This is a genomic window from Luteibacter sp. 9133, assembly GCF_000800155.1.
Classification (GTDB): domain Bacteria; phylum Pseudomonadota; class Gammaproteobacteria; order Xanthomonadales; family Rhodanobacteraceae; genus Luteibacter; species Luteibacter mycovicinus.
Window position 1 is genome coordinate 1558937 of record NZ_JUHO01000001.1, and the last position, 20143, is coordinate 1579079.

Below are 20143 nucleotides of genomic sequence, written 5' to 3' on the forward strand. Positions count from 1 at the left end.
AGCCCTCCCGCAAGGTCTTCCCACAATGCATACCCCCATAGCGATCGTTGGTGCCGGTCTTGGCGGCTTGATGCTGGCGCGCGTTCTCCACGTCCATGGCGTCGCGTCGACGGTGTTCGAGGCAGAGGCCTCGGCGACGGCACGTACGCAGGGTGGCATGCTCGACATCCACGAACGCGATGGTCAGCGGGCAATCAGGGCGGCAGGTCTCTTCGATGCCTTTCAGGGGCTCGTTCACTCTGGCGGTCAGCAAACGCGCGTGCTCGACGCGGACGGTCGCGTCCTGTTCGACGAGCCGGATGACGGCACCGGTGGCCGCCCGGAAGTGCCTCGTGGCGAGCTTCGCCGCATGCTGATCGAGTCGCTGCCGGATGGCGTCATTCAGTGGGGGCGCAAGCTTGTCAGTGCATCGCCAGCGGGAGGTGCGCAGCATCGCCTGACCTTCGTCGACGGCTCGAGCGTGACGACCGACCTTCTCGTCGGTGCCGACGGCGCTTGGTCGAAGGTGCGTTCGTTGCTGTCGGATGCCAGGCCGGCCTACGTGGGCATGTCGTATGTCGAGACCTACCTCTACGACAGCGACGAGCGCCACAAGGCGGCAGTGGATGCGGTTGGTGGTGGCGCCATGTTTGCCGCGATGCCTGGCAAAGGCATCCTTGCGCACCGGGAGCCGGATGGCGCGCTTCATACCTATGTGGCGCTCAGGCGATCCGAAGCCTGGATGGCCGAGATCGACGTCTCCGATCCGGCGGCAGCAAGGGCTCGCGTGGCCCTGGAATTCGACGGCTGGGCATCGGGGCTCACCGCGCTGATTACCGATGGTGAAACGGCGCCCGTCCTCCGCATCATCCATGCCTTACCGGGCGATCATCGTTGGGATCGCGTTCCCGGGGTGACCTTGCTCGGCGACGCCGCCCACCTGATGGCGCCCTCGGGTGAGGGCGCCAATCTGGCGATGTGGGATGGCGCGGAACTGGCTGAAGCCATCGTGGCTCATCCCGGCGACATCGAGGCGGCGCTTGCCGCATACGAGGCGACGCTGTTTCCACGCAGCGCCTCGGCGGCGGCGGACGCGGACGAACTCCTCGACATCTGTTTCGGCGAGCGTGCCCCGCACAGCCTCGTCGAGATGTTTACGCAGATCCCGTCCGCGACCTGATTACCTCGCGAGCTTGGCGCTCACCACGGATCCGGACCTTCCTTGCTGGTGAACGCGCCGGTCGGGCCATCGTCGGGAAGCAGCGCGACTCGCACGGCTTCCTGCGCACCCTCGGCCACGGTCTGATGGCCACTGTTGCCGTTGAGGTCCGTTGCGGTGTAACCGGGATTGACGACGTTGACCTTGATCCCGGTGTCCTTCAGCTCATCGGCGAGGATCACGGTGAACATGTTCAGCGCGGCTTTCGACGCGTTGTAGCCGATCAGCTTGACCGCGGCATAGTCCCACGTCGGATCGGCATTCAGCGCGATGGAGCCGAGGCCGCTCGAGATGTTGACGATGCGCCCCGAGGCGGACTTCTTCACCAGCGGCAACAGAGCCTGGGTGACTTCCACCGTCCCGAAGAAATTCGTCTCGAAAGTGGTGCGCACGGCGTCCATCGTCGCGGTGCTGGTGTTGCCGTCGCCTTGCACGGCGACGCCAGCATTGTTCACGAGGACGTCCAGACGGCCTTCGTTGGCTTCGATATCCGCCGCGGCTGCCTTGATCGATGCCGGGCTCCCGAGATCGAGCGAGACGAAACGGACGTCGATGCCTTCGTCGCTGAGCGTTTTGGCGGCCTGCTGGCCACGGCCGGTGTCACGGGCGCCTAGCAGGATGCGATGGCCGGCCTTGCCGAGCTGGCGGGCGATTTCGAGACCGATACCCTTGTTGGCACCGGTGATGAGGGAGATGCGTCGATCGGTGTTGCTCATGGCGTTTCCTTCTGGATTAGGTGGCGGGTGGCGCTATGAGTTAATTTATGAATCATCCTTCGGTTTTTACATTCGCATATGGCCGTTGTCCCTTCAGACCCCCTCAAGCCGCGTAAAACCCCGCGTCAGGCCCGCTCGACCGCGACGGTGGCGGCGATTTTCGAGGCGACGTTTCAGGTTTTGCTGTCCGACGGCCTCGTCAAGCTGACCACTACGCGGGTGGCCGAGCGGGCAGGGGTGTCGGTGGGCACGATGTACCAGTACTTCCCGCACAAGGAGGCGCTGCTGTACGCGGTGCTGGAGCAGTACCTGTATGAGGTGGTGATCGCGACCGAAAAGGCGTGCATGCAGCTGGAGGGTGCGCCACTGAGCGACATGGCCGATGGTCTCGTGCACGCCTATCTCGAAGCAAAGCTGCGCCACATGCCCGGTTCGCGTGTGCTGTACACGGTGGCTGCCGAACTCGACACCGATGACCTGATCGACGACATCGTCCGCCGCGCCGACCAGGCGATCGAGCGGCTGCTTGCCAGCGCGGCCGACGCCCACTTCGACGACCTGCCGACGGTGACGTTTGCCGTGCGTACGATTCTCGTAGGAACGGTACGCGAAGTGCTGGAGAAGGAAGCGCCGGTGTCTTCGCTGGCGATGCTGAGGGCGCAGCTGCCGATCATGTGTCGCGCCTATCTGATGGCGGTATCCAGGAGAGCCTGATATGACGATGAGCGATGCGGAACTCGAAAGCTGGGCGACGGCATACATCGAGGGTGTGCAGGACCCTGCGCGATTTCAGGAGGATCATCCTCTGTGGTGGTCGATCGAACGATTCCACGACACAGACACGCCTGGCGATGACATATGGAACGTCATTCTGCACATTCTGGCGAAATCGCCTCCCAAGGAGGTTCTGGGGATGCTCGCCGCCGGTCCTTTGGAGGACCTGATCCACTATCGCGGGGCGGACTTCATCGACCGCATCGAGATACGGGCGCGGCAGGACCCAGCGTTTCGTGAGTTGCTGAATGGTGTATGGGAAAGCAGTTCGCCTGACGTATGGGCCCGGGTAGAGCGCGCTTGCGCGCGGACGACGTTCTGAGCGGCTAGTGCGCGACAGCCAGCTTCACGGCATCGAGCACGTCAGGCAGCGCGCGCTTTACGCGTCATCGCAAAACCATGCGCGGCGGCAAGTTCCGCAATGACCTGCTCATCGCCATTTTTCAAGTCTCGGCGATCGATGAACCAGGCAGCATTTTTTGAAACGTAGAAGAAAATAGTTCGCTTGGTCGTCCGGACTCGCACGATGGCCGGCCACTTGATCTGCGTAGTAAGCGACCTGTTGTTGCATACGAGGCCCTCGGCATCCAGTTCGAACTGAAGCGGGCCGCCTTTCCTGGAGAGTCGGACGATCTTCCACGCCTGGTAGGCGAAGAGGATCGGCAGCATGATGGCGACCCATGCAAAGCCGCCCGCTGCGGCGGTGCCCCAGTGCGACGGTTGGTGGAACGCGAATGTCATGACGCCGGCGAGTACGGCGATATTGATATACCCGGACGCTCCAGAAAACCAGAGCTGCACCATGACGAGGAATGTGCGTGAGAATGTCCGGGTGGCATTGATGGTGACGCGTTCGGACTGGCTTTCGTCGAAATTCCTTTCCATGGATCCCCTTGACGCTGTGTAAGACCGTGGGCCGAGTCTTCGTGCCGGCACCCTTCGTGTCAAGAGCTGGGTGGATGGTAAAAAAAGAAAGCCGACGGGACGTTGGTCCCGGCGGCTTTCGGGTAAAACGGCAAACGTATCCCGCTTACTTCAGATCGAAGCGATCCAGATTCATCACCTTGGTCCATGCCGCCACGAAGTCCTTCACGAACTTCGCCTGCGCATCTTCCGTCGCATACACCTCGGCAATCGCACGCAACTGCGCATGCGAGCCGAAGATCAGGTCGACACGCGTACCGGTGAACTTGCGCTCGCCCGACTTGCGATCGACGCCTTCAAACACATCCTGTGCCGATGACATCGCTCTCCATTCCGTACCCATGTCGAGCAGGTTGCGGAAGAAGTCGTTCGTGAGCGTGCCCGGCCTGGACGTGAACTCGCCATGCTTGTCGTTACCTGAGCGCACACCCAGCGCGCGAAGGCCACCGACCAGCACGGTCATCTCCGGCGCGGTCAAGGTCAGCAACTGGGCCTTGTCGATCAGAAGGGCTTCGGCGGGTACACGCCACTTGCGCTTGAGGTAATTGCGGAAGCCATCGGCCTTCGGCTCGAGCGCGCCCACGGATTCGACATCCGTCTGGTCCTGTGTGGCATCGCCACGACCGGGGGAGAAGGGCACGGTTACGGCGTGACCCGCATCCTTCGCGGCCTTTTCGATGCCGGCGTTACCCGCCAGCACGATGAGATCGGCGATGGAGACTTTCTTGCCTGCGGCATCCGAGTCCTTCTTGATGCCTTCGAGGACGTTCAGCACCTTGGCGAGCTGTTCGGGCTGGTTGGCTTCCCAGTCTTTCTGCGGTGCCAGGCGAATGCGCGCGCCGTTAGCACCGCCGCGCTTGTCGGAGCCTCGGAAGGTGGACGCGGAAGCCCAGGCCGTGGTGACCAGTTCGGCAACGGTCAGACCCGACGCAAGGATCTTCTCCTTCAGCGCGCCCAGGTCGGACTCGCCGATGAGCGGGTGATCGACCGCCGGAATCGGATCCTGCCAGTCGAGCACCTCGGCCGGCACTTCCGGCCCCAGGTAACGGGCGCGGGGTCCCATATCGCGGTGGGTCAGCTTGAACCACGCGCGGGCGAACGCGTCGGCGAACTGGTCCGGATTTTCCAGGAAACGGCGGGAGATCTTTTCGTACGCCGGGTCCACACGCAGCGAGAGGTCGGTGGTCAGCATCGTCGGACGCTGCTTCTTCGACGGATCGAAGGCGTGCGGGATGGTCTCCTCGGCGTCCTTCGCGATCCACTGATGGGCGCCGGCCGGGCTCTTCGTCAGCTCCCACTCGTGACCGAACAGGTTCTCGAAAAAGCCGTTGCCCCACTTGGTCGGGGTGCTGGTCCAGGTGACCTCGAGGCCGCTGGTGATGGTATCCGCGCCCTTGCCGCTGCCGAAGCTGCTCTTCCAGCCGAAGCCCTGATTTTCAATGTCGGAACCTTCCGGCTCGGGACCGACGTTATCGGCCGGGCCGGCGCCGTGCGTCTTGCCGAAGGTGTGACCGCCAGCGATCAGCGCGACGGTCTCCTCGTCGTTCATGGCCATGCGGCCGAAGGTTTCGCGGATGTCGTGCGCAGCCGCGGCCGGATCGGGATTGCCGTCCGGACCTTCCGGGTTCACGTAGATGAGGCCCATCTGCACCGCGCTGAGCGGGCTCTCAAGGTTGCGGCCGCCATCGGTGCGGCTCTGTTCTTCACCGTGCTTCTCGGCGTCGGCGACCAGGACGCCGCCATCGTCGTCCTTACCCGCGGCACCCTTGCCGTAGCGGACGTCGCCACCCAGCCAGGTTTTCTCGTTACCCCAGTACACGTCCTGGTCGGGTTCCCAGGTGTCTTCGCGGCCGCCGGCATAGCCGAAGGTCTTGAAGCCCATGCTCTCCAGAGCGACGTTTCCGGTCAGGATGTAGAGATCCGCCCAGGAAATCTTCTGGCCATACTTCTGCTTGATCGGCCACAGCAGACGGCGCGCCTTGTCCAGGCTGACGTTATCGGGCCAGCTGTTCAGCGGCGCAAAACGCTGCTGACCGCGACCGCCGCCGCCACGGCCGTCGCCGACGCGGTAGGTACCGGCGCTGTGCCAGGCCATGCGGATGAACAAGCCGCCGTAATGACCGAAGTCGGCGGGCCACCAGTCCTGCGAGTCGGTCATCAGCTTGGTCAGGTCGGCCTTGACCGCCGCCAGATCGAGGCTCTTGAACGCTTCGGCGTAATTGAACTGCTCACCCAGGGGATTGGACTTGTTCGAATGCTGGGCCAGCAGGTCGACACGTAATTGTTTGGGCCACCAATCGCGATTGGTCGTACCGCCGCCGGCGGTATGGTTGAACGGGCACTTGGCTTCATTGGTCATGCGCTCTTTCTCCTTGGGACAGGTCCCAAATGCTGGCGTTACGGGGTGTCAGGCTTGCACGGAGTTCCGACGCGGAGCGCCGGAGGGACAACGATGTTGGGCAGCGTGACTGCCGGAGGGTCGACCAGAGCATCGTTGGCCCGCATGCAAAGGGCACTGGATGCAACAAATGGGGCGCGTTGGCTGGTAGGCATGACGCGAACCTGTGGAAGACCTCGTCGGAGTGTACGCTTGGCCGTGATGCGTTCGGAAACTGATTGAATCTATCGAACCCATAGAGTCGGACTATCGTCATTCTGCTGCGGGGCACAAGAGTGGACTACGAAGGCACAGAAAAGATTGTGGCAGGTGATCCTGTCAGTTTCGGGGGCGGTTTCGCTGCGCGTTCCCGGCAAGGGGAGCACGGCGCCGGTAGGAACCCTCGACGAGGTGCCCGACGAGGTGTCGCGTCTAGTGGTCCGACCCATAGGAGCGCGCCATGATTGTCTTTGTGTTGACGCTAGAGGGCTGGGATCGCTGGCGCCATGTGGCAGCGGGCCATGCTTCGATATGGCTCAACGGCGGTGTCGCCGATCCGGCGGAGGTGTCGGAGCTTCGGCGTCAGGGCCTCGATCTGACGATCATGACGCGTCGACTCGATCCGCTAGACGGAGCCGGAATTGATGACGAGCTGGTCACCATTCGAGAGCACTTTCCTGGGCACGTTTTGTTTATCGAGCGGAGTGAATCATAGAAGTCGCTACGCATCCCATGCGAGGTGCCTACGAGCTACCTGCGGTGGTTCGGTTCGTTCGGATTCGATCTGCGATTACCGCGCCGGGTATCGCACCCAACAGACAAAGCGGCGCGGCCCACTGATCGAGTCCCCACGCTTTCGCCACGTGGACTCCCGCTTCGCGAAGTCCGGCGGGAACGAAGATGATGATGCCGGCTGCCGCGAGAATGCCGAAGAAGGCACCAGCGCGCCAAAGAGCGAATCGGGGTGATAAACGAGCGGTCATCCTTGATACCTCGTGGGGTGTGGATCGGATCATAGCCGGGAACGTCACAAGGCTAGTGTGCTTTGCCGGTTCGTCACGTAAGTCGACAAGTTCTTGCGATCATGCCGGCGTACATTGAGCGGCACAAAACCTTGGGGCGCCAGGCATGAAGGCTGATCGGACGTATTGGTTCGGGAAGAAGCGATTTGGCTGGGGAATCGGTCCTCGCAGCTGGCAGGGGTGGGTGACCATGCTGGTGTACACCGCGCTCATGATTGCGCTTTCGCGGCTGATCGATCCCGGGCTGCACTACGCCCTTGCGCTTGCATCGAGGATCGGAATTACACTGCTTCTGTTCGCAGTGATCGCCATCAAGGGCGACTGGCGACGATCCCGGGCTTGATTATCCCAGCGGCACGCGGAGGATCGGTCCAGGCAGGTATTGAAGGGCGCGCCATAGGAGCGCCTTGACCAATGCCTGCGGTCCCTGGCTTTAGTCGACCAGCTCGATACCCAGACCGTAGAGAAGCCCCGATGCCTCCGTCCGCGTGAACTTGGCCCCTCTTATCTGGTTCTCGCGAATGTCCATGACGTAGTTGGTCGCTTCGCTGAAGTCCGCGCCCATCAGCTTCGTCTTGCCGAACATGCTCTCGGCGAAATCGGAGTAGGTGAAGTTGGCTCGCGCGAAATCGCCCTGGCGAAAGTCGACGTTGCGTGCCTTGCACTCTTCGAGCACCAGCTCCTGAAGATTCAGGTCGAAGAACGACGAGTAGTTCACCACTGATTTTCGGAATGCCAGTTTGGCTGGTGCCGCATAACGAGGCCAGTCCGCCCGCGCCCAGTCCACGCCGATCACCTTGCATTCGTTGAAGGTCACGCCCTGAAACTTGCTGGCATTGACCTTGACGTTGCTCAGATCGCAGGCGTTGAACGTGCAGTCGATGAACTTGCAGTGGTCGAGGACGGCGTCGCTGAAAGAGCATCGGGTGAACGTGCATTCCTCGAAGGTCTTGGAGGCGAGCTTGCCTTCGGCGTAGTCGAGGCCGTGAAAGGCCTTCAGATAGAACTCCGCTTCTTCGCCGATCAGGTCGTTCATGAGCCAGGAGGTCCGTTGGGGCAGGGCGACATTATCCGGCCTAAGGGCTCGATTTCCTCTTACTGAGGATCGGCCGCTCGGCGACAGATCTCGCGGACGAGGCGATCCGCCAGCATTTCAGGATCATCGATATGGGACTCGATGATCGGGATGGCCCACTCGGCGCCGGACAGGATGGCGTGCTCTTTCCAGCCGGGCCAGTCCCGCCATTCGCGCAGCGTCATCCGTCGCGATCCGCCCCGCTCGGCGTGACCGCCACCGATGGACTCGCCCACGGCGAAAAGAGCTTCGCTGAAGGCGTGGAGATAGATGCCATAGACGTGATGCGTGGCATCTTCCTCGGTCGGTGCCTGGTTCTTGTAGCTGAGGCGAAGGGCATGATGCTCGAGGGTGGCTTGCGTGACGGGTGCGGAGTTGTCGTACAGGTAGTCGGCCGTGACGTTACCTAGCAGGGGCCACGTTAATGCGCTTTCGCTATATGAGAAATGTTTGAAGGTCTGGGGATAGGCCAGCTGCGGCCAGCCCATCTCTTCCCGGGCCACGGACGCATTGAACAGGCGTATGGTCCCGTCGTCGAAAACGATGGCCAGTTGCCAGACCTCGTTGGGGACGACCGATTTGATCTTTCGGGTTGGTGAGTTCACGTCGGCGTCGTCACATCATCCCAATCCGCGCGCTCGAAACGAACGAGCCAGTTCAGGGCGTGGTGCCGTTCCCTGATGACGCCGGGAATGACGTCGGGCGGGAATTCGCGTCGTCCGAGTTCGGCTTCGCGAATGACCCAGTGCCATCGGATCGTCTCGTCGAGCGCGTCGAGAATCTCGTTTGCAGGCCGCAGGCCATGGGTCGGCGGCAGACCATGTGCTGACGCATCGAGCAGGTGCCCGGTCAGGCCGGACACGTCGCATATCTCGCCGGGAGACGGTAGTTCCGGCCACAGTCCCGCCGCCCAGGCGAGGATCGCCGTGCTCTCATAACGCCACCCCATCTGGATGACGACGTGCGTGTCGGGCGTAGCGGCCTGCAGGAACGCTTGTTCGGCCTGCGAGAAATACGAAAAGGCGGCCGGGAGCCGTTCACGTATCTGTTCGAGGTCGAGCGGGTCGTTGTCCCGTATGCCCTCGGCAAACGCGCTCACGGCCAGAAGGGCCATCACGCGTCCGGCCACCTCATCGGCAGTGCGCCACTGGACCTCGTGCTCACCGATGATGGGCGGCAGGCTGCCAGGCACGGCGATACCATCCGCCAGCAGCCTTGCTTCGCTGCGCGACTTTCGTTCCAGCGCGTCGGTGGGGTAGGGCGACTCCGCAGCGGGATCTCCCGCGCCCTGGCTGTCGATCAGCACGCGGCCCTCGGGATCGCAGATCCTGCCGTCGTCGTGGAAGACGATCGCATTCGCCTGGCAGGCCCATCGAGCGAACTCGGGGAGCGCATTCGAGGACAGCATCAGGCTGACATGGTGTTGCACCCGTTGAAGGTGCCGCATCACGTGGTAACGGGTGTGAGTCATTTCCCCGTCGCCACGGCTGAGTGTGTAGCCGATGAACCCCTCGAGGTGACCGTGCAATTCCGGATCGCTCAGATCGCGCTCGCCGAGGAGCGTGTGAGGGAAGCTTGGCTTCGGCAGCGGGCTGACGGTGGCATAGACATTGAGGCGGATATCGTTTTCCGCGCTGCTGTTGCCCCCGGACGTTGCGAAGATGGACTTCAGGCGTGTGAACACGTGGGCTTCCCAATGCAGTGTCACCGGATTCTCGGCGAGTCCGTCGCCGGTGCCAAGAGAGACCTATGGCAGCTGCACATCGTGCCCGCGCTGTACGCCAGACGCGGCTTTCTGAACCCCAGATACAACAAAGCCCCGCATCGCTGCGAGGCTTCGTCTATAATTGGTGCCCAAGAGAGGACTCGAACCTCCACGGTTTTACCCGCTAGTACCTGAAACTAGTGCGTCTACCAATTCCGCCACCTGGGCAGGTGTCCCGAAGCATCGCTGCCCCGTGAGCCGCGTAGATTAGGTAGGTCGGGGAAACTTGTCAACGATTTTGCACACCGGATGTGAAACTATTTCGCGTCCCCCTTCAAAGGTTCATACGTGACAAAGAAAACTAAAGGTTCGGATGCCGCCCGCGGCCCCCGTAAACCCAAGTCCAGCCGCTCCGGCAAGGCGCTGGATCAGCACGGCCCGGCGCGCGCCGTGGTCGACCCCCATGCCGATCGCGAAGCTCAGCGCTACGAGAAGCCGATCCCCAGCCGCGAGGCCATCCTGGCGCTGTTCGAGGAGCGGGGCGAGTTGCTGGCCGAGTACGACATCGCCCGCGCCCTGAGGCTGTTCGACGAGTACGAAATCGTCGCCCTCAACCGTCGCCTGGGCGCCATGGTCCGCGATGGCCAGCTGCTGCGTAACCGCCGCGGCGACTACGCACCCGCCCAGAAGCTCAGCCTGCTGCCGGGCCGGGTCATCGCCAACGCCGAGGGCTACGGCTTCCTGCGCCCGGACGAGGGCGGAGAAGATCTCTACCTGTCGCCGCAGCAGATGCGCAGCGTGCTTCATGGCGACCGCGTGCTCGCGAGCGTCGTCGGCATCGACCGTCGTGGCCGCCGGCAGGGTGCCATCGTCGAGGTGCTGGAGCGCCGCTCGCCGCGCCTGGTCGGCCGCGTGGTCATCGAGAACGGCGTGACCCTGGTCGAGCCGGACGATCGCCGCCTGCACCAGAACATCATGATTCCTTCCGGCCGCGACGCCGGCGCCCGCTCGGGCGAGATCGTCGTGGTGGAGATCACCGATCCGCCGACCCAGCACCGTGGCCCCATGGGCACCGTGCGCGCCGTCCTCGGTGAGCGCCTGCAGCCGTCGCTGGTGGTCGAGATGGCCATTGCCAGCCACGACCTGCCGCATGAGTTCCCGCCGGAGGTCATCCGTCAGGCTGAGGAAGTCGAGCCCAAGGTGACGTCCGAAGAGCGCAAGGGCCGCACGGACATCCGCAAGCTTCCGCTGGTCACCATCGATGGCGAAGACGCGCGTGACTTCGATGACGCGGTGTATGCCGAGTCGCTGAAGGACGGCGGTTTCCGTCTCATCGTGGCGATCGCCGACGTCTCGCACTATGTGCCGGTCGGTACGCCGCTCGACGTCGAGGGCTACAACCGCAGCACGTCCACGTATTTCCCGGGCTTCGTCGTGCCGATGCTGCCCGAGACGCTTTCCAACGGCATCTGCTCGCTGATGCCAAGGGTCGAACGTCTGTGCATGGTCTGCGACATGGAGATCGACGAGGACGGCGACGTCGTACGCTCCAAGTTCTACGACGCGGTGATGTTCTCGCACGCGCGCCTCACCTATAACAAGGTCTGGCAGGCGGTGGGCGAGCGCAACGCGGACGTTCGTGACGAGATCGCCGACGTCCTGCCGCAGGTCGAAACGCTGCACAAGCTCTACAAGGTCATGGCGAAGGCGCGCAAGCGTCGCGGTGCCATCGATTTCGAAACACCGGAAGTGAAGTTCCGTCTCGGTCCCGCGGGCGATGTCGAATCGATGGGCGCGTCCGATCGCAACGATGCGCACAAGATGATCGAGGAATGCATGATCGCCGCCAACGTGCAGGCGGCTCGCTTCCTGACCAAGCGCAAGATCCCCGCGCTGTATCGCGTGCATGCGCCGCCCCCGGCGGAAAAGTACGACGACCTCCTGCAGTTCCTGAAGGAGTTCAAGCTGAAGATGCCGCCGGCGGACGAAGTCACGCCGGCCGATTTCTCGGCGTTGCTGAAGAAAGTGCAGGACCGCCCGGAAGCGGAGCTGATTCAGTCGGTGCTACTGCGTGCGCAGAGCATGGCGATCTACCATCCGGAGAACCAGGGCCACTTCGGTCTGGCGCTGGACGCGTATGCCCACTTCACGTCGCCCATCCGCCGTTATCCCGACCTGCTGGTACATCGTGCCATTCGCTACGCGCTGACCCGCGGCAAGCCGGCCGATTACATCTACAGCGATACGCAGATGTCCGCGATGGCGATCCATTGCTCGCAGCGTGAGCGCCGTGCCGAAGAGGCCGAGCGCGACGTGGATGAGCGTTTCAAATGCGCGTGGATGGAGAAGCACGTCGGCGAGGAATTCGCGGGCACCATCACCGGCGTCACCTCGTTCGGTCTGTTTGTCGAGTTGTCGGCCTCGCGCGTATCGGGTCTGGTGCATGTTTCGCAGCTGCCCAACGATTACTACAAGTTCGATCCCGTACGTCACCTGTTGCAGGGTGAGCGCACGGGCGTGGCGTATCGCCTCGGTGACTACGTCAGCGTGCAGGTGCTGCGCGCCAGCCTGGAGGATCGCAAGATCGACTTCCGCCTGGTCGCACGTCTGGCCGAGTTGCCGAAGCCTGCGCCGAAGGTCGTGGCCGCGGCCAAGCCGGCGCCTCGCTCGGGCATGCTGGAAGCGGGGATGGCGATGGGACGTGCCGCGAAGAAGGCCGTCGGCCGGATCTTCGGCAAGAAGACGGCGGCACCGGTTGCGGTTGAAGAGCCGGTTGAGCATCATGCGCGTCCCGTGCGGGCGCCCAGGCGCGAGGCGGAGGCCGAAACATCGTCACGAAAGCGCGGCTCCTCGGCCGGCGGTTCGCGTCAGGGCTCGTCACGCCAGGACGCGGCGCCGCAAGGTGGCTCACGCCAGCGCGGCCCGCGCCAGGCTGACGAGGCACGTGCGGAGGATGCGCGTCCGTCAGGTCGTCGTGGCGCTCGTCGGGACGACAGTCGCGATGCGTCTCCCGATACCTCGGCGCGCAAAGTCACATCGAGGCGCCGTGCGGCGTCCGACGTCGCGCAGGCGCCCGTCGCGAAGAAATCCACGGCGAAGAAAGGCGCCGTAACGAAAACGGCGGCCGGTCCGGCGCCGGCGGACCAGGCCCCCGCGAAGACATCCGCAGGTCGGCGTGGGCCGCGTAAACCCAGGAGCAAGCCGCAAGCATGAGTGAGACGTGGATCGTAGGGATCAATCCGGTCGAAGGCTCTCTCGCCAACGACCCGGATCGTGTCCGTGAAGTACTGATCGAGCAGAACTCGAGGAACGCCCGTGTCAACGAGATCGCCGCGCAGGCGCGCAAGCTCGGGCTCATCGTCAAGACGGTGAGCAAGGAGCAGCTCGAGAAGCTCGGCGGCGAAGCGCGCCATCAGGGCGTCATCGCGCGGTACGAAACACCGCCGCTCCGCGACGAGAGTGCGTTGCCCGGTCTGCTCGAGGCGGCCGGTGCGGACGCGCTGGTGCTCGTGCTCGACGGTGTGACGGATCCGCATAACCTCGGCGCCTGCCTGCGCAGCGCGGCGGCCGCGAACGTCACCGCCGTGGTGATGCCTAAGGACCGCGCGGTCGGCATTACCCCCACGGTCCGTCGTGCGTCGGCCGGCGGCGCGGATCTGGTGCCGGTCATTGCCGTCACCAATCTCGCCCGCGCCCTGCGCCTGCTCAAGGACGCAGGCGTGTGGATCACGGGGATGGACGGCGATACGGATCAGTCGCTCTATGCCATCGATCTGAAGGGTCCGGTCGCGCTGGTCATGGGTAGCGAAGGTGACGGCATGCGCCGCCTTACCCGCGATACCTGTGACTTCGTGGCGAAGATCCCGATGCCGGGTGGCATGGAGAGTCTCAACGTGTCCGTCGCTACGGGTATCGTGTTGTTCGAGGCGCTGCGTCAGCGAGGTGCGAAGAAATGAGTTCGATGTTCTGGCATGACTGGGCCGGCCTGGTCGGCGTTGCGCTGGTGCTGGTCGCGTTTCTTCTGCTTCAGGCACATAAGCTGTCGGGGCAGGGGTATACGTACCAGGTGATGAACCTGCTGGGTGCCTTCGGCATCCTGCTTTCCCTGATCTTCGGCATGTTCAACCTGTCCGCGTTCGTGCAGGAACTGGCCTGGTTCCTCATCAGCGTGTACGGCATCGTGCGTGGTGTCCGGGCGCGCAAGGCGGTCGTTCCACCGGTCGTCTGAGGCATTCGGTCAGCGGGGGGTTACACCTCCTCCGTATAATGCAAAACGGACCGGCGCAATGCCGGTCCGCCCCTGGGGACGACCCCGGGGCGCGCACTATCTCCGCGGGGACGACCCCGCTCTTGCGGAGCTCACTCCCATGTATTGGTTCATCCTCGTCCTTGCCGGGCTGTTCGAGATCGCCTGGGCGGTCGGCCTGAAATACACCGAAGGGTTTTCGAAGCCGCTACCCAGCGTGCTCACGGGTGGCGCGATGCTCATCAGCATCGTCCTGCTCGCCTGGGCGACGAAAAAATTGCCGCTCGGTACGGCTTATGCGGTGTGGACAGGCATCGGTGCCGTCGGCGCCGTGACGCTCGGCATCATCCTGTTCGGCGAGTCGGCGCAGCCGTTGCGGCTGCTTTGCGTCGGACTGATCGTCGTCGGGATTATTGGGTTGAAGCTGACGTCGGCGACGTAAAACGCCGGCAGGGCGGTTGCCCTGCCGGCCGCCTCTTATTTATCGAAATCCGGATTCGCGGTGGTGTCGCGCTTGGTGCGCGGGGCCACCAGCGGCTCGCCGTGGACGACGAACCAAACGTTCTCGGCGATGTTGGTCGCGTGGTCGCCGATGCGCTCGATGTTCTTTGCCATGAACAGGAGGTGGGTGCAGGGCGTGATGTTGCGCGGGTCTTCCATCATGTACGTCAGCAGCGCGCGGAAGACGACCGTATAGGCCTCGTCCAGATCCGCATCCGACTTCCACACTTCATAAGCGGCTTCGGCGTCCTGCTCGTCGTACGCCTTGAGCACGTTGCGCAACTGGTCCGCGGCCAGCTCGGCCAGGTTTTTGAGGCCGCCGGCGGCGGTGATCGGGGCGACGCGGCTGAGCGGGATGGAACGCTTGGCTACGTTGGCGGCGTAGTCGCCGATGCGCTCGATGTCGGCGGCGATACGCAGCGCGGCGAATACGTTGCGCAGATCGCCGGCGATCGGCGCGCGCAGGGCGAGCAGACGCACGACGTCCTGGCTGATTTCCTGCTCGAGTGAATCGAGTGCGTCGTCGTTGTCGACCACGCGCTGGGCGGCGCGCTCGTCACGACGTTCGACCACGTCGATGGCGGCTTCGAGCTGCGCGACGGCGATCTCGCCCATGCGGACGATTTCGCCGGTGAGACGCTTCAGTTCGTCGTCGTAGCTCTTGATGATGTGCTGGTGCGGAGTATTCATCGCGGGACCTCGAAATAGGGGGCGCTCAGCCGAACCGGCCGGTGATGTAGTCTTCGGTCTGCTTCTTGTCCGGCTTGGTGAAGATCTTCTCGGTCCGGTCGAACTCGATGAGCTCGCCCATGTACATGAACGCGGTCATGTCCGAGCAGCGCGCCGCCTGCTGCATGTTGTGCGTCACGATGACGATGGTGAACTGGCTCTTGAGCTCCTCGACCAGCTGCTCGATGCGGCTCGTGGCGATCGGATCCAGCGCGGAGGTCGGCTCGTCGAGCAGCAGCACTTCCGGCTTCAGGGCGATGCCGCGGGCGATGCACAGACGCTGTTGCTGGCCGCCGGAGAGGCCGAGTGCGCTCTGCTTGAGCTTGTCCTTCACCTCGTCCCACAGTGCGGCGCCACGCAGCGCCTGCTCGACACGGCCCTCCATGTCGGTGCGGTTGAGCTTTTCGTGGTGACGAATGCCGTAAGCGACGTTCTCGAAAATCGTCATGGGGAACGGCACCGGCTTCTGGAACACCATGCCGACCTTGCTGCGCAGGCGGTTGAGCGAGTACTTCGGGTCGAGGATGTTCTCGCCGTCGAGCACGATCTCGCCGCTGGCGCGCAGATTCGGGTAGATCGCGTAGATGCGGTTGAAGATGCGCAGCAGGGTGGACTTGCCGCAGCCCGACGGACCGATGATGGCGGTGACCTTCTTCTCCGGTACGTCCATGGCGATGTGCTTCAGCGCATGGAACTCACCGTAATGGAAGTTGAGGTCGCGCACGGTCATCTTCGCCGGCACCTGGCCGAGGTCGACGGCGGCGGCATGCGGCGAGGTGCCGAATCCCGGCTTGGAGGCGACTTCGTTCATCTTAGTCATGGGACACCTTGGAACGCGAGAAGGCGAGGCGGGCGATCAGGCTGAGCGCCAGCACGAACATGGTCAGGACGAAAGCACCGGCCCAGGCGAGCGTGTTGATGTCCGGGCTCGGGTCCTTGGTGTATTCGTAGATGACCTGGGGCAGGCTCGGCATCTTGTCGATCGGGTTGAACGTCATGAAGTTGTTGCCGAACGCCGTGAACAGCAGCGGCGCGGTTTCACCGCTGATGCGGGCCAGGGCCAGCAGGATGCCGGTGACGATACCCGAGCGCGCCGAACGCACCAGGATCTGCATCGTCAGCTTCCACTGCGGGACACCCAGCGACAGTGCCGCTTCGCGCAGCGTGCCGGGTACCAGGCGGAGCATTTCATCCGTGGTGCGGACGATGACGGGCAGGGCGATCAGCGCCAGCGCGATGCCGCCAGCGATGCCCGAGAACGTCACGTCGCCATTGGTCAGCCACTTGGACGGCAGGACGATCACCGTGTAGACGAACAGACCGAGCACGATCGACGGCGCCGACAGCAGGATGTCGTTGAGAAAACGGATCGTGGGACCGAGCTTCGAGCGGCGCGAATACTCGGCGAGCCAGGTGCCCGCGGCCACGCCGATCGGCGTGGCGATCAGGATACCCAGCACGTTGAGGATCAGGCTGCCGACCATGGCATTGGCCAGGCCACCCTCTTCGCGATACGCCGTGATCTTGGTGAACAGCTGCGGCTTCAGTCCCGCGAGCCCCTGGCTCAGGGTCTCCCACAGGATCCACGCGAGGAAGAGCAGGCCTATGCAGGTCGCCACGATGCTGAAGGCCATCGCGAGGATGTTCTTGATCCGGCGCCTGGTATAGAGCGAGGCGGACATCAGTTGCCCTCCTTCGACGCCAGGCGGCGGAGCATGAGTCTCGCGATCATCAGCACGATGAAGGTCACTACGAAGAGCAGGAAGGCGATCGCCATGAGCGCGGACTTCTGCAGACCCTCGGCCTCACCGAACTGGTTGGCGATGGTCGAGGCGATCGTACTACCGGTTTCGAGCAGCGACGGCGTGAACTTGAAGGTGTTGCCGATGACGAAGGCCACCGCCATCGTCTCGCCGAGCGCCCGGCCCAGGCCGAGGAACACGCCGCCGATCACGGCCGTGCGGGTGTAGGGGACGACGATGTCCCAGACCACTTCCCACGTGCTGGAGCCCAGGGCGTAAGCGGACTCCTTCAGGCGGGTGGGCACGGTCTGGAAGACCTCGCGCATCACGGAAGAGATGAACGGGATGATCATCACCGCCAGCACCAGTCCCGCGGTGAGCACGCCGGCGCCGAAGAACGGGTACTCGCTGGAGAAGAACTTCGCGATGAATGGCACGTGCTGGACCAGCCACGACACCTTGCCGTCCGGCGGGTCCGCGCTGAAGTTGTTCATCAGCCACGGCTTGACGTTCTCCGCCACGAACGGGGCGAAGATGAAGAGACCCCACATGCCGTAGATGATCGAGGGAATGCCGGCGAGCAGTTCGATGGCCGAGCTGACCGGACCGCGCATCCAGCCAGGGGCGATCTCGGTAAGAAAGAGGGCGATGCCGAAACTGACCGGCACGGCGAATATCAGGGCGATGATCGCGGTGCCGACCGTGCCGACCACCGGCACCAGGGCGCCGTACTGGTTATTGCTCGGATCCCACACGGCGCTGGTAAGAAAGCCCCAGCCGAAGGTGGCGAACGCGTCGCGGCCCAGCCAGAGCGTGGAAGCGGCGGCGCCGACGAGGCAGAGCAGAACGAGCAGGGCGCAGGCCTTCAGGGCCCAGCCGAACAGCCGGTCGTTACGCGTATCCCGCGCGTTCCGGGACGCTTCCGCCTGACGTTCCTGGTCGGGCACGGCGTTGCTGACGGTGGCGTGCATGATGGGTTCGGGTTCCCGGGAGCCTATGCAAACGTGTGGGTCGCCGTCCCTGTCGGAACGGCGACCCCCTTGGACGATACTCTGGACCGGCTATATGACAGCCGGTCCGTTGAGACCGGATGGATCAGTTCTTGAACTCGGCAGCCCAGTAGGCTTCGATCTGCTGGACGAGGGCCGGCGGCAGCGCGACGTAGTCGAGCGAAGCGGCCTGCGACTGACCCTTCTCGAGCGACCACTTGAAGAAGTCGAAGGCGACCTTGCTGTGCGAGGCGTTCTTGGACTTCTTGTACATGATGACCCACGTCGTAGCCGTGATCGGCCACGCCTGGGCGCCCGGGGCGTTGGTCATGATCAGGTTGAAGTCCTTGGCCGACTTCCAGTCCGCCGTGGAGGCGGCAGCGGCGAACGCGTCGGCGTTCGGCTGGACCCACGTACCGGCAGCGTTCTGCATCTGCGTGTACGAGAGCTTGTTCTTGGTGGCGTAAGCGTATTCGACATAGCCGATCGAGCCCGGGATCTGACGGACGTACTGCGAGACGCCCTCGTTACCTTTGCCGCCGACGCCGGCCGGCCATTCGACGGCCGTGCCGAACTTCACCTTTGACGCCCACTCCGGGTTGACCTTGGACAGGTAGTTGGTGAAGTTGAACGAAGTGCCCGAACCGTCCGAACGGTGCACGACGGTGATCTTGACGTCCGGAATCTTCACGCCCGGATTCAGGGCGGCGATGGCCGGGTCGTTCCAGCGGGCGATCTTGCCCAGGTAGATGTCGCCCAGCAGCTTGCCGTCGATCTTCAGCTGGCCCGGGGCGATGCCCTGCAGGTTGACGATGGGCACGATGCCACCGACGACGACCGGGAACTGGCCCAGACCGAATTTGGTGAGGTCTTCAGCGCTCATCGGAGCATCGGACGCGCCGAAGTCGATGGTGCCTTCCTTGATCTGGGCGATACCCGCACCCGAACCGACGGACTGATAGTTCAGCTTGTTGCCGGTGGCTTCGGCGTACGTCGCCGACCACTTCGACAGGACCGGGTAAACGAAGCTCGAGCCGGCGCCCGTGATGTCGGTGGCCTGGGCGGACATGCCGAACAGGGAAGCGGCGACGAGCGCAGCGATGCGGAGTTTACGTGTGAACACGGAGTAGTCCTCGGATGGATGAGTGTCAGGCGTTGACCGCCTGGGGCCGTATTGCAGCCCTGCCGTGTTGCAATGAGACGTACTGAATGTTGCAGCGATATGACAGCATCCGATTTGCTGTCATATTCATGAACTTACGAAATGCCTCAGACCTCGATCGGGGCGCTCTGATCGCGCTCCGCGAGCTCCAGGCGGCGCCAGCGATTGACGATTTCACAGAAAAGCTCGGCGGTGCGCTCGGCGTCGTAGATCGCCGAATGGGCTTCGCGGCTGTCGAACGGGATGCCGGCGGCCAGTACGGCCTTGCTCAGGACCGTCTGTCCGTAGGCGAGGCCGCCCAGCGTGGCCGTGTCGAAGCAGCTGAAAGGATGGAACGGATTGCGCTTGTGCCCCACGCGGCGCACGGCCGAATTAAGGAAGGCCAGATCGAATGCGGCGTTATGGCCCACCAGCACGGCGCGCTGGCACTCCGAGGCCTTGACCGCCTCGCGCACCGCATTGAAGACGTGATCCAGGGCCTGACGCTCGGGCAGGGCGCCGCGGAACGGGTGGTCCGGATCGATGCCGGTGATCTCGAGGGACCGCGGGTCGATATTGGCGCCCGGGAAGGGCTCCACGTTGGCCGCGACGGCCGGCTGGGGCACGAGCAGGCCCGAGGGCTCCATGGTGACGGCCACCACGGCGATCTCCAGCAGCGCGTCACGCTCCGAATCGAATCCCCCGGTTTCCACATCCACGATCACGGGCAGAAAGCCCCGGAACCGCGCGGCCATCGTCGAAGCGGTGCTGTTACTGGTCGTATCCATACGTGAAGGATATCAGCCGGGGGGCCCATCCGGCGTCCGTCTGTGCCGTCCGTGTTAAGCGGATGTGCGCATGTCTCCGATCTGTAACAAAAATTGCATTGAACGGTAAACGCCACGGCCCATCCTTCGCGCCGTTGGCCCCGCTTGAGGTTTTTCGGACAGAAAAAGCTCAGTGGGGACACAGGGGACCACACACATTCTAAAAACCAAGCGGAG

Annotated in this window: 21 protein-coding genes and 1 tRNA gene; 9 read left to right on the forward strand and 13 right to left on the reverse strand. The window is 63.6% G+C overall.

The features are described from left to right. Nucleotides 1-25 precede the first annotated feature (25 nt). The gene (locus FA87_RS06755; protein ID WP_043693284.1) at nucleotides 26-1159 is read left to right on the forward strand and encodes an NAD(P)/FAD-dependent oxidoreductase; all 1134 of its coding nucleotides are present in this window, start codon (nucleotides 26-28) and stop codon (nucleotides 1157-1159) included. 20 nt (nucleotides 1160-1179) lie between these two features. On the opposite strand, the gene FA87_RS06760 is transcribed toward FA87_RS06755, so the two are convergent. Next, entirely contained in the window at nucleotides 1180-1914 is a 735-nt protein-coding gene (locus FA87_RS06760) for an SDR family oxidoreductase (protein ID WP_043693287.1), read from the reverse strand. A gap of 147 nt (nucleotides 1915-2061) precedes the next feature. On the opposite strand from FA87_RS06760, the gene FA87_RS06765 reads away from it, so the two are divergent. Together FA87_RS06765 and FA87_RS06770 are read left to right on the forward strand one after the other, a co-directional pair. Next, a complete protein-coding gene (locus FA87_RS06765; protein ID WP_239709003.1) occupies nucleotides 2062-2628 on the forward strand; it encodes a TetR/AcrR family transcriptional regulator in 567 nt (188 codons plus the stop codon). A 1-nt stretch (nucleotide 2629) separates the two neighbouring features. After that, nucleotides 2630-3010, forward strand: a complete 381-nt coding sequence (locus FA87_RS06770) for a DUF6869 domain-containing protein (protein ID WP_052191195.1) — start codon at nucleotides 2630-2632, stop codon at nucleotides 3008-3010. Nucleotides 3011-3051: 41 nt separating this feature from the next. Here FA87_RS06770 and FA87_RS06775 read toward each other — a convergent pair whose 3' ends face one another. Next, nucleotides 3052-3573, reverse strand: coding sequence for a YcxB family protein (locus FA87_RS06775; protein WP_043693289.1), 522 nt, complete (start codon nucleotides 3571-3573; stop codon nucleotides 3052-3054). A gap of 145 nt (nucleotides 3574-3718) precedes the next feature. After that, a complete protein-coding gene (gene katG, locus FA87_RS06780) occupies nucleotides 3719-5971 on the reverse strand; it encodes a catalase/peroxidase HPI (protein WP_036114203.1) in 2253 nt (750 codons plus the stop codon). Between the two features lie 478 nt (nucleotides 5972-6449). Between katG and FA87_RS06785 the strand changes: the two genes are divergently transcribed. Both FA87_RS06785 and FA87_RS20680 read left to right on the forward strand, forming a co-directional pair. Continuing rightward, nucleotides 6450-6704: a hypothetical protein gene (locus FA87_RS06785; protein WP_043693292.1), complete on the forward strand. Its 255-nt coding sequence runs from the start codon at nucleotides 6450-6452 to the stop codon at nucleotides 6702-6704. 497 nt (nucleotides 6705-7201) lie between these two features. Beyond that, nucleotides 7202-7354, forward strand: coding sequence for a hypothetical protein (locus FA87_RS20680; protein ID WP_156128510.1), 153 nt, complete (start codon nucleotides 7202-7204; stop codon nucleotides 7352-7354). A gap of 90 nt (nucleotides 7355-7444) precedes the next feature. Here FA87_RS20680 and FA87_RS06795 read toward each other — a convergent pair whose 3' ends face one another. The 4 genes from FA87_RS06795 to FA87_RS06810 all read right to left on the reverse strand — a co-directional run bounded on the left by FA87_RS06795 (nucleotide 7445) and on the right by FA87_RS06810 (nucleotide 10019). After that, nucleotides 7445-8047: a pentapeptide repeat-containing protein gene (locus FA87_RS06795; RefSeq protein WP_043693298.1), complete on the reverse strand. Its 603-nt coding sequence runs from the start codon at nucleotides 8045-8047 to the stop codon at nucleotides 7445-7447. A gap of 59 nt (nucleotides 8048-8106) precedes the next feature. Next, on the reverse strand, nucleotides 8107-8691 hold the full coding sequence (locus tag FA87_RS19825; protein ID WP_052191196.1) for a hypothetical protein: 585 nt from the start codon (nucleotides 8689-8691) through the stop codon (nucleotides 8107-8109). Further along, the gene (locus FA87_RS06805; protein ID WP_156128511.1) at nucleotides 8688-9770 is read right to left on the reverse strand and encodes a DUF4272 domain-containing protein; all 1083 of its coding nucleotides are present in this window, start codon (nucleotides 9768-9770) and stop codon (nucleotides 8688-8690) included. Before FA87_RS06805 ends, FA87_RS19825 begins: the two co-directional genes overlap by 4 nt. A gap of 164 nt (nucleotides 9771-9934) precedes the next feature. Further along, nucleotides 9935-10019: transfer RNA gene (locus FA87_RS06810), tRNA-Leu, on the reverse strand. A 222-nt stretch (nucleotides 10020-10241) separates the two neighbouring features. On the opposite strand from FA87_RS06810, the gene rnr reads away from it, so the two are divergent. The 4 genes from rnr (at nucleotide 10242) to sugE (ending at nucleotide 14479) form a co-directional block, all read left to right on the forward strand. Then, a complete protein-coding gene (gene rnr, locus FA87_RS06815) occupies nucleotides 10242-13004 on the forward strand; it encodes a ribonuclease R (protein ID WP_156128607.1) in 2763 nt (920 codons plus the stop codon). Then, nucleotides 13001-13747, forward strand: coding sequence for a 23S rRNA (guanosine(2251)-2'-O)-methyltransferase RlmB (gene rlmB, locus FA87_RS06820; RefSeq protein ID WP_043693301.1), 747 nt, complete (start codon nucleotides 13001-13003; stop codon nucleotides 13745-13747). Before rnr ends, rlmB begins: the two co-directional genes overlap by 4 nt. Further along, on the forward strand, nucleotides 13744-14019 hold the full coding sequence (locus FA87_RS06825; protein ID WP_043693303.1) for a hypothetical protein: 276 nt from the start codon (nucleotides 13744-13746) through the stop codon (nucleotides 14017-14019). Before rlmB ends, FA87_RS06825 begins: the two co-directional genes overlap by 4 nt. Before the next feature lie 139 nt (nucleotides 14020-14158). After that, a complete protein-coding gene (gene sugE, locus FA87_RS06830) occupies nucleotides 14159-14479 on the forward strand; it encodes a quaternary ammonium compound efflux SMR transporter SugE (RefSeq protein ID WP_036114186.1) in 321 nt (106 codons plus the stop codon). Nucleotides 14480-14514: 35 nt separating this feature from the next. Here the strand turns inward: sugE and phoU are convergent, their stop codons facing one another. The 6 genes from phoU to rnt form a co-directional block, all read right to left on the reverse strand. Continuing rightward, entirely contained in the window at nucleotides 14515-15228 is a 714-nt protein-coding gene (gene phoU / locus FA87_RS06835) for a phosphate signaling complex protein PhoU (protein ID WP_036114183.1), read from the reverse strand. A gap of 25 nt (nucleotides 15229-15253) precedes the next feature. Further along, complete coding sequence (gene pstB / locus FA87_RS06840; RefSeq protein WP_239709154.1) at nucleotides 15254-15997, reverse strand: phosphate ABC transporter ATP-binding protein PstB; 744 nt, start codon at nucleotides 15995-15997, stop codon at nucleotides 15254-15256. Nucleotides 15998-16079: 82 nt separating this feature from the next. After that, nucleotides 16080-16949 carry a phosphate ABC transporter permease PstA gene (pstA, locus tag FA87_RS06845; RefSeq protein WP_036114177.1) on the reverse strand — a complete coding sequence of 290 codons (870 nt, stop codon included), beginning with the start codon at nucleotides 16947-16949 and terminating at the stop codon, nucleotides 16080-16082. Then, nucleotides 16949-17980 (reverse strand): phosphate ABC transporter permease subunit PstC, encoded by a 1032-nt coding sequence (pstC, locus tag FA87_RS06850; RefSeq protein WP_051943743.1) that lies wholly within the window; start codon nucleotides 17978-17980, stop codon nucleotides 16949-16951. Before pstC ends, pstA begins: the two co-directional genes overlap by 1 nt. Nucleotides 17981-18104: 124 nt before the next feature. After that, entirely contained in the window at nucleotides 18105-19100 is a 996-nt protein-coding gene (gene pstS / locus FA87_RS06855) for a phosphate ABC transporter substrate-binding protein PstS (protein WP_255349741.1), read from the reverse strand. A 167-nt stretch (nucleotides 19101-19267) separates the two neighbouring features. Continuing rightward, on the reverse strand, nucleotides 19268-19927 hold the full coding sequence (gene rnt, locus FA87_RS06860) for a ribonuclease T (protein WP_043693306.1): 660 nt from the start codon (nucleotides 19925-19927) through the stop codon (nucleotides 19268-19270). Nucleotides 19928-20143: the final 216 nt, after the last annotated feature.

Coding starts and splice junctions, on each gene's coding strand:
- pstC (WP_051943743.1), bottom strand. CDS start 17,980: ATGCACGCCACCGTCAGCAACGCCGTGCCCGACCAGGAACGTCAGGCG.
- sugE (WP_036114186.1), top strand. CDS start 14,159: ATGTATTGGTTCATCCTCGTCCTTGCCGGGCTGTTCGAGATCGCCTGG.
- phoU (WP_036114183.1), bottom strand. CDS start 15,228: ATGAATACTCCGCACCAGCACATCATCAAGAGCTACGACGACGAACTG.
- pstB (WP_239709154.1), bottom strand. CDS start 15,997: ATGACCGTGCGCGACCTCAACTTCCATTACGGTGAGTTCCATGCGCTG.
- FA87_RS06795 (WP_043693298.1), bottom strand. CDS start 8,047: ATGAACGACCTGATCGGCGAAGAAGCGGAGTTCTATCTGAAGGCCTTT.
- katG (WP_036114203.1), bottom strand. CDS start 5,971: ATGACCAATGAAGCCAAGTGCCCGTTCAACCATACCGCCGGCGGCGGT.
- rnt (WP_043693306.1), bottom strand. CDS start 19,927: ATGGATACGACCAGTAACAGCACCGCTTCGACGATGGCCGCGCGGTTC.
- FA87_RS06755 (WP_043693284.1), top strand. CDS start 26: ATGCATACCCCCATAGCGATCGTTGGTGCCGGTCTTGGCGGCTTGATG.
- rlmB (WP_043693301.1), top strand. CDS start 13,001: ATGAGTGAGACGTGGATCGTAGGGATCAATCCGGTCGAAGGCTCTCTC.
- FA87_RS06825 (WP_043693303.1), top strand. CDS start 13,744: ATGAGTTCGATGTTCTGGCATGACTGGGCCGGCCTGGTCGGCGTTGCG.
- FA87_RS06775 (WP_043693289.1), bottom strand. CDS start 3,573: ATGGAAAGGAATTTCGACGAAAGCCAGTCCGAACGCGTCACCATCAAT.
- FA87_RS06785 (WP_043693292.1), top strand. CDS start 6,450: ATGATTGTCTTTGTGTTGACGCTAGAGGGCTGGGATCGCTGGCGCCAT.
- pstA (WP_036114177.1), bottom strand. CDS start 16,949: ATGTCCGCCTCGCTCTATACCAGGCGCCGGATCAAGAACATCCTCGCG.
- FA87_RS06770 (WP_052191195.1), top strand. CDS start 2,630: ATGACGATGAGCGATGCGGAACTCGAAAGCTGGGCGACGGCATACATC.
- FA87_RS20680 (WP_156128510.1), top strand. CDS start 7,202: ATGCTGGTGTACACCGCGCTCATGATTGCGCTTTCGCGGCTGATCGAT.
- FA87_RS06760 (WP_043693287.1), bottom strand. CDS start 1,914: ATGAGCAACACCGATCGACGCATCTCCCTCATCACCGGTGCCAACAAG.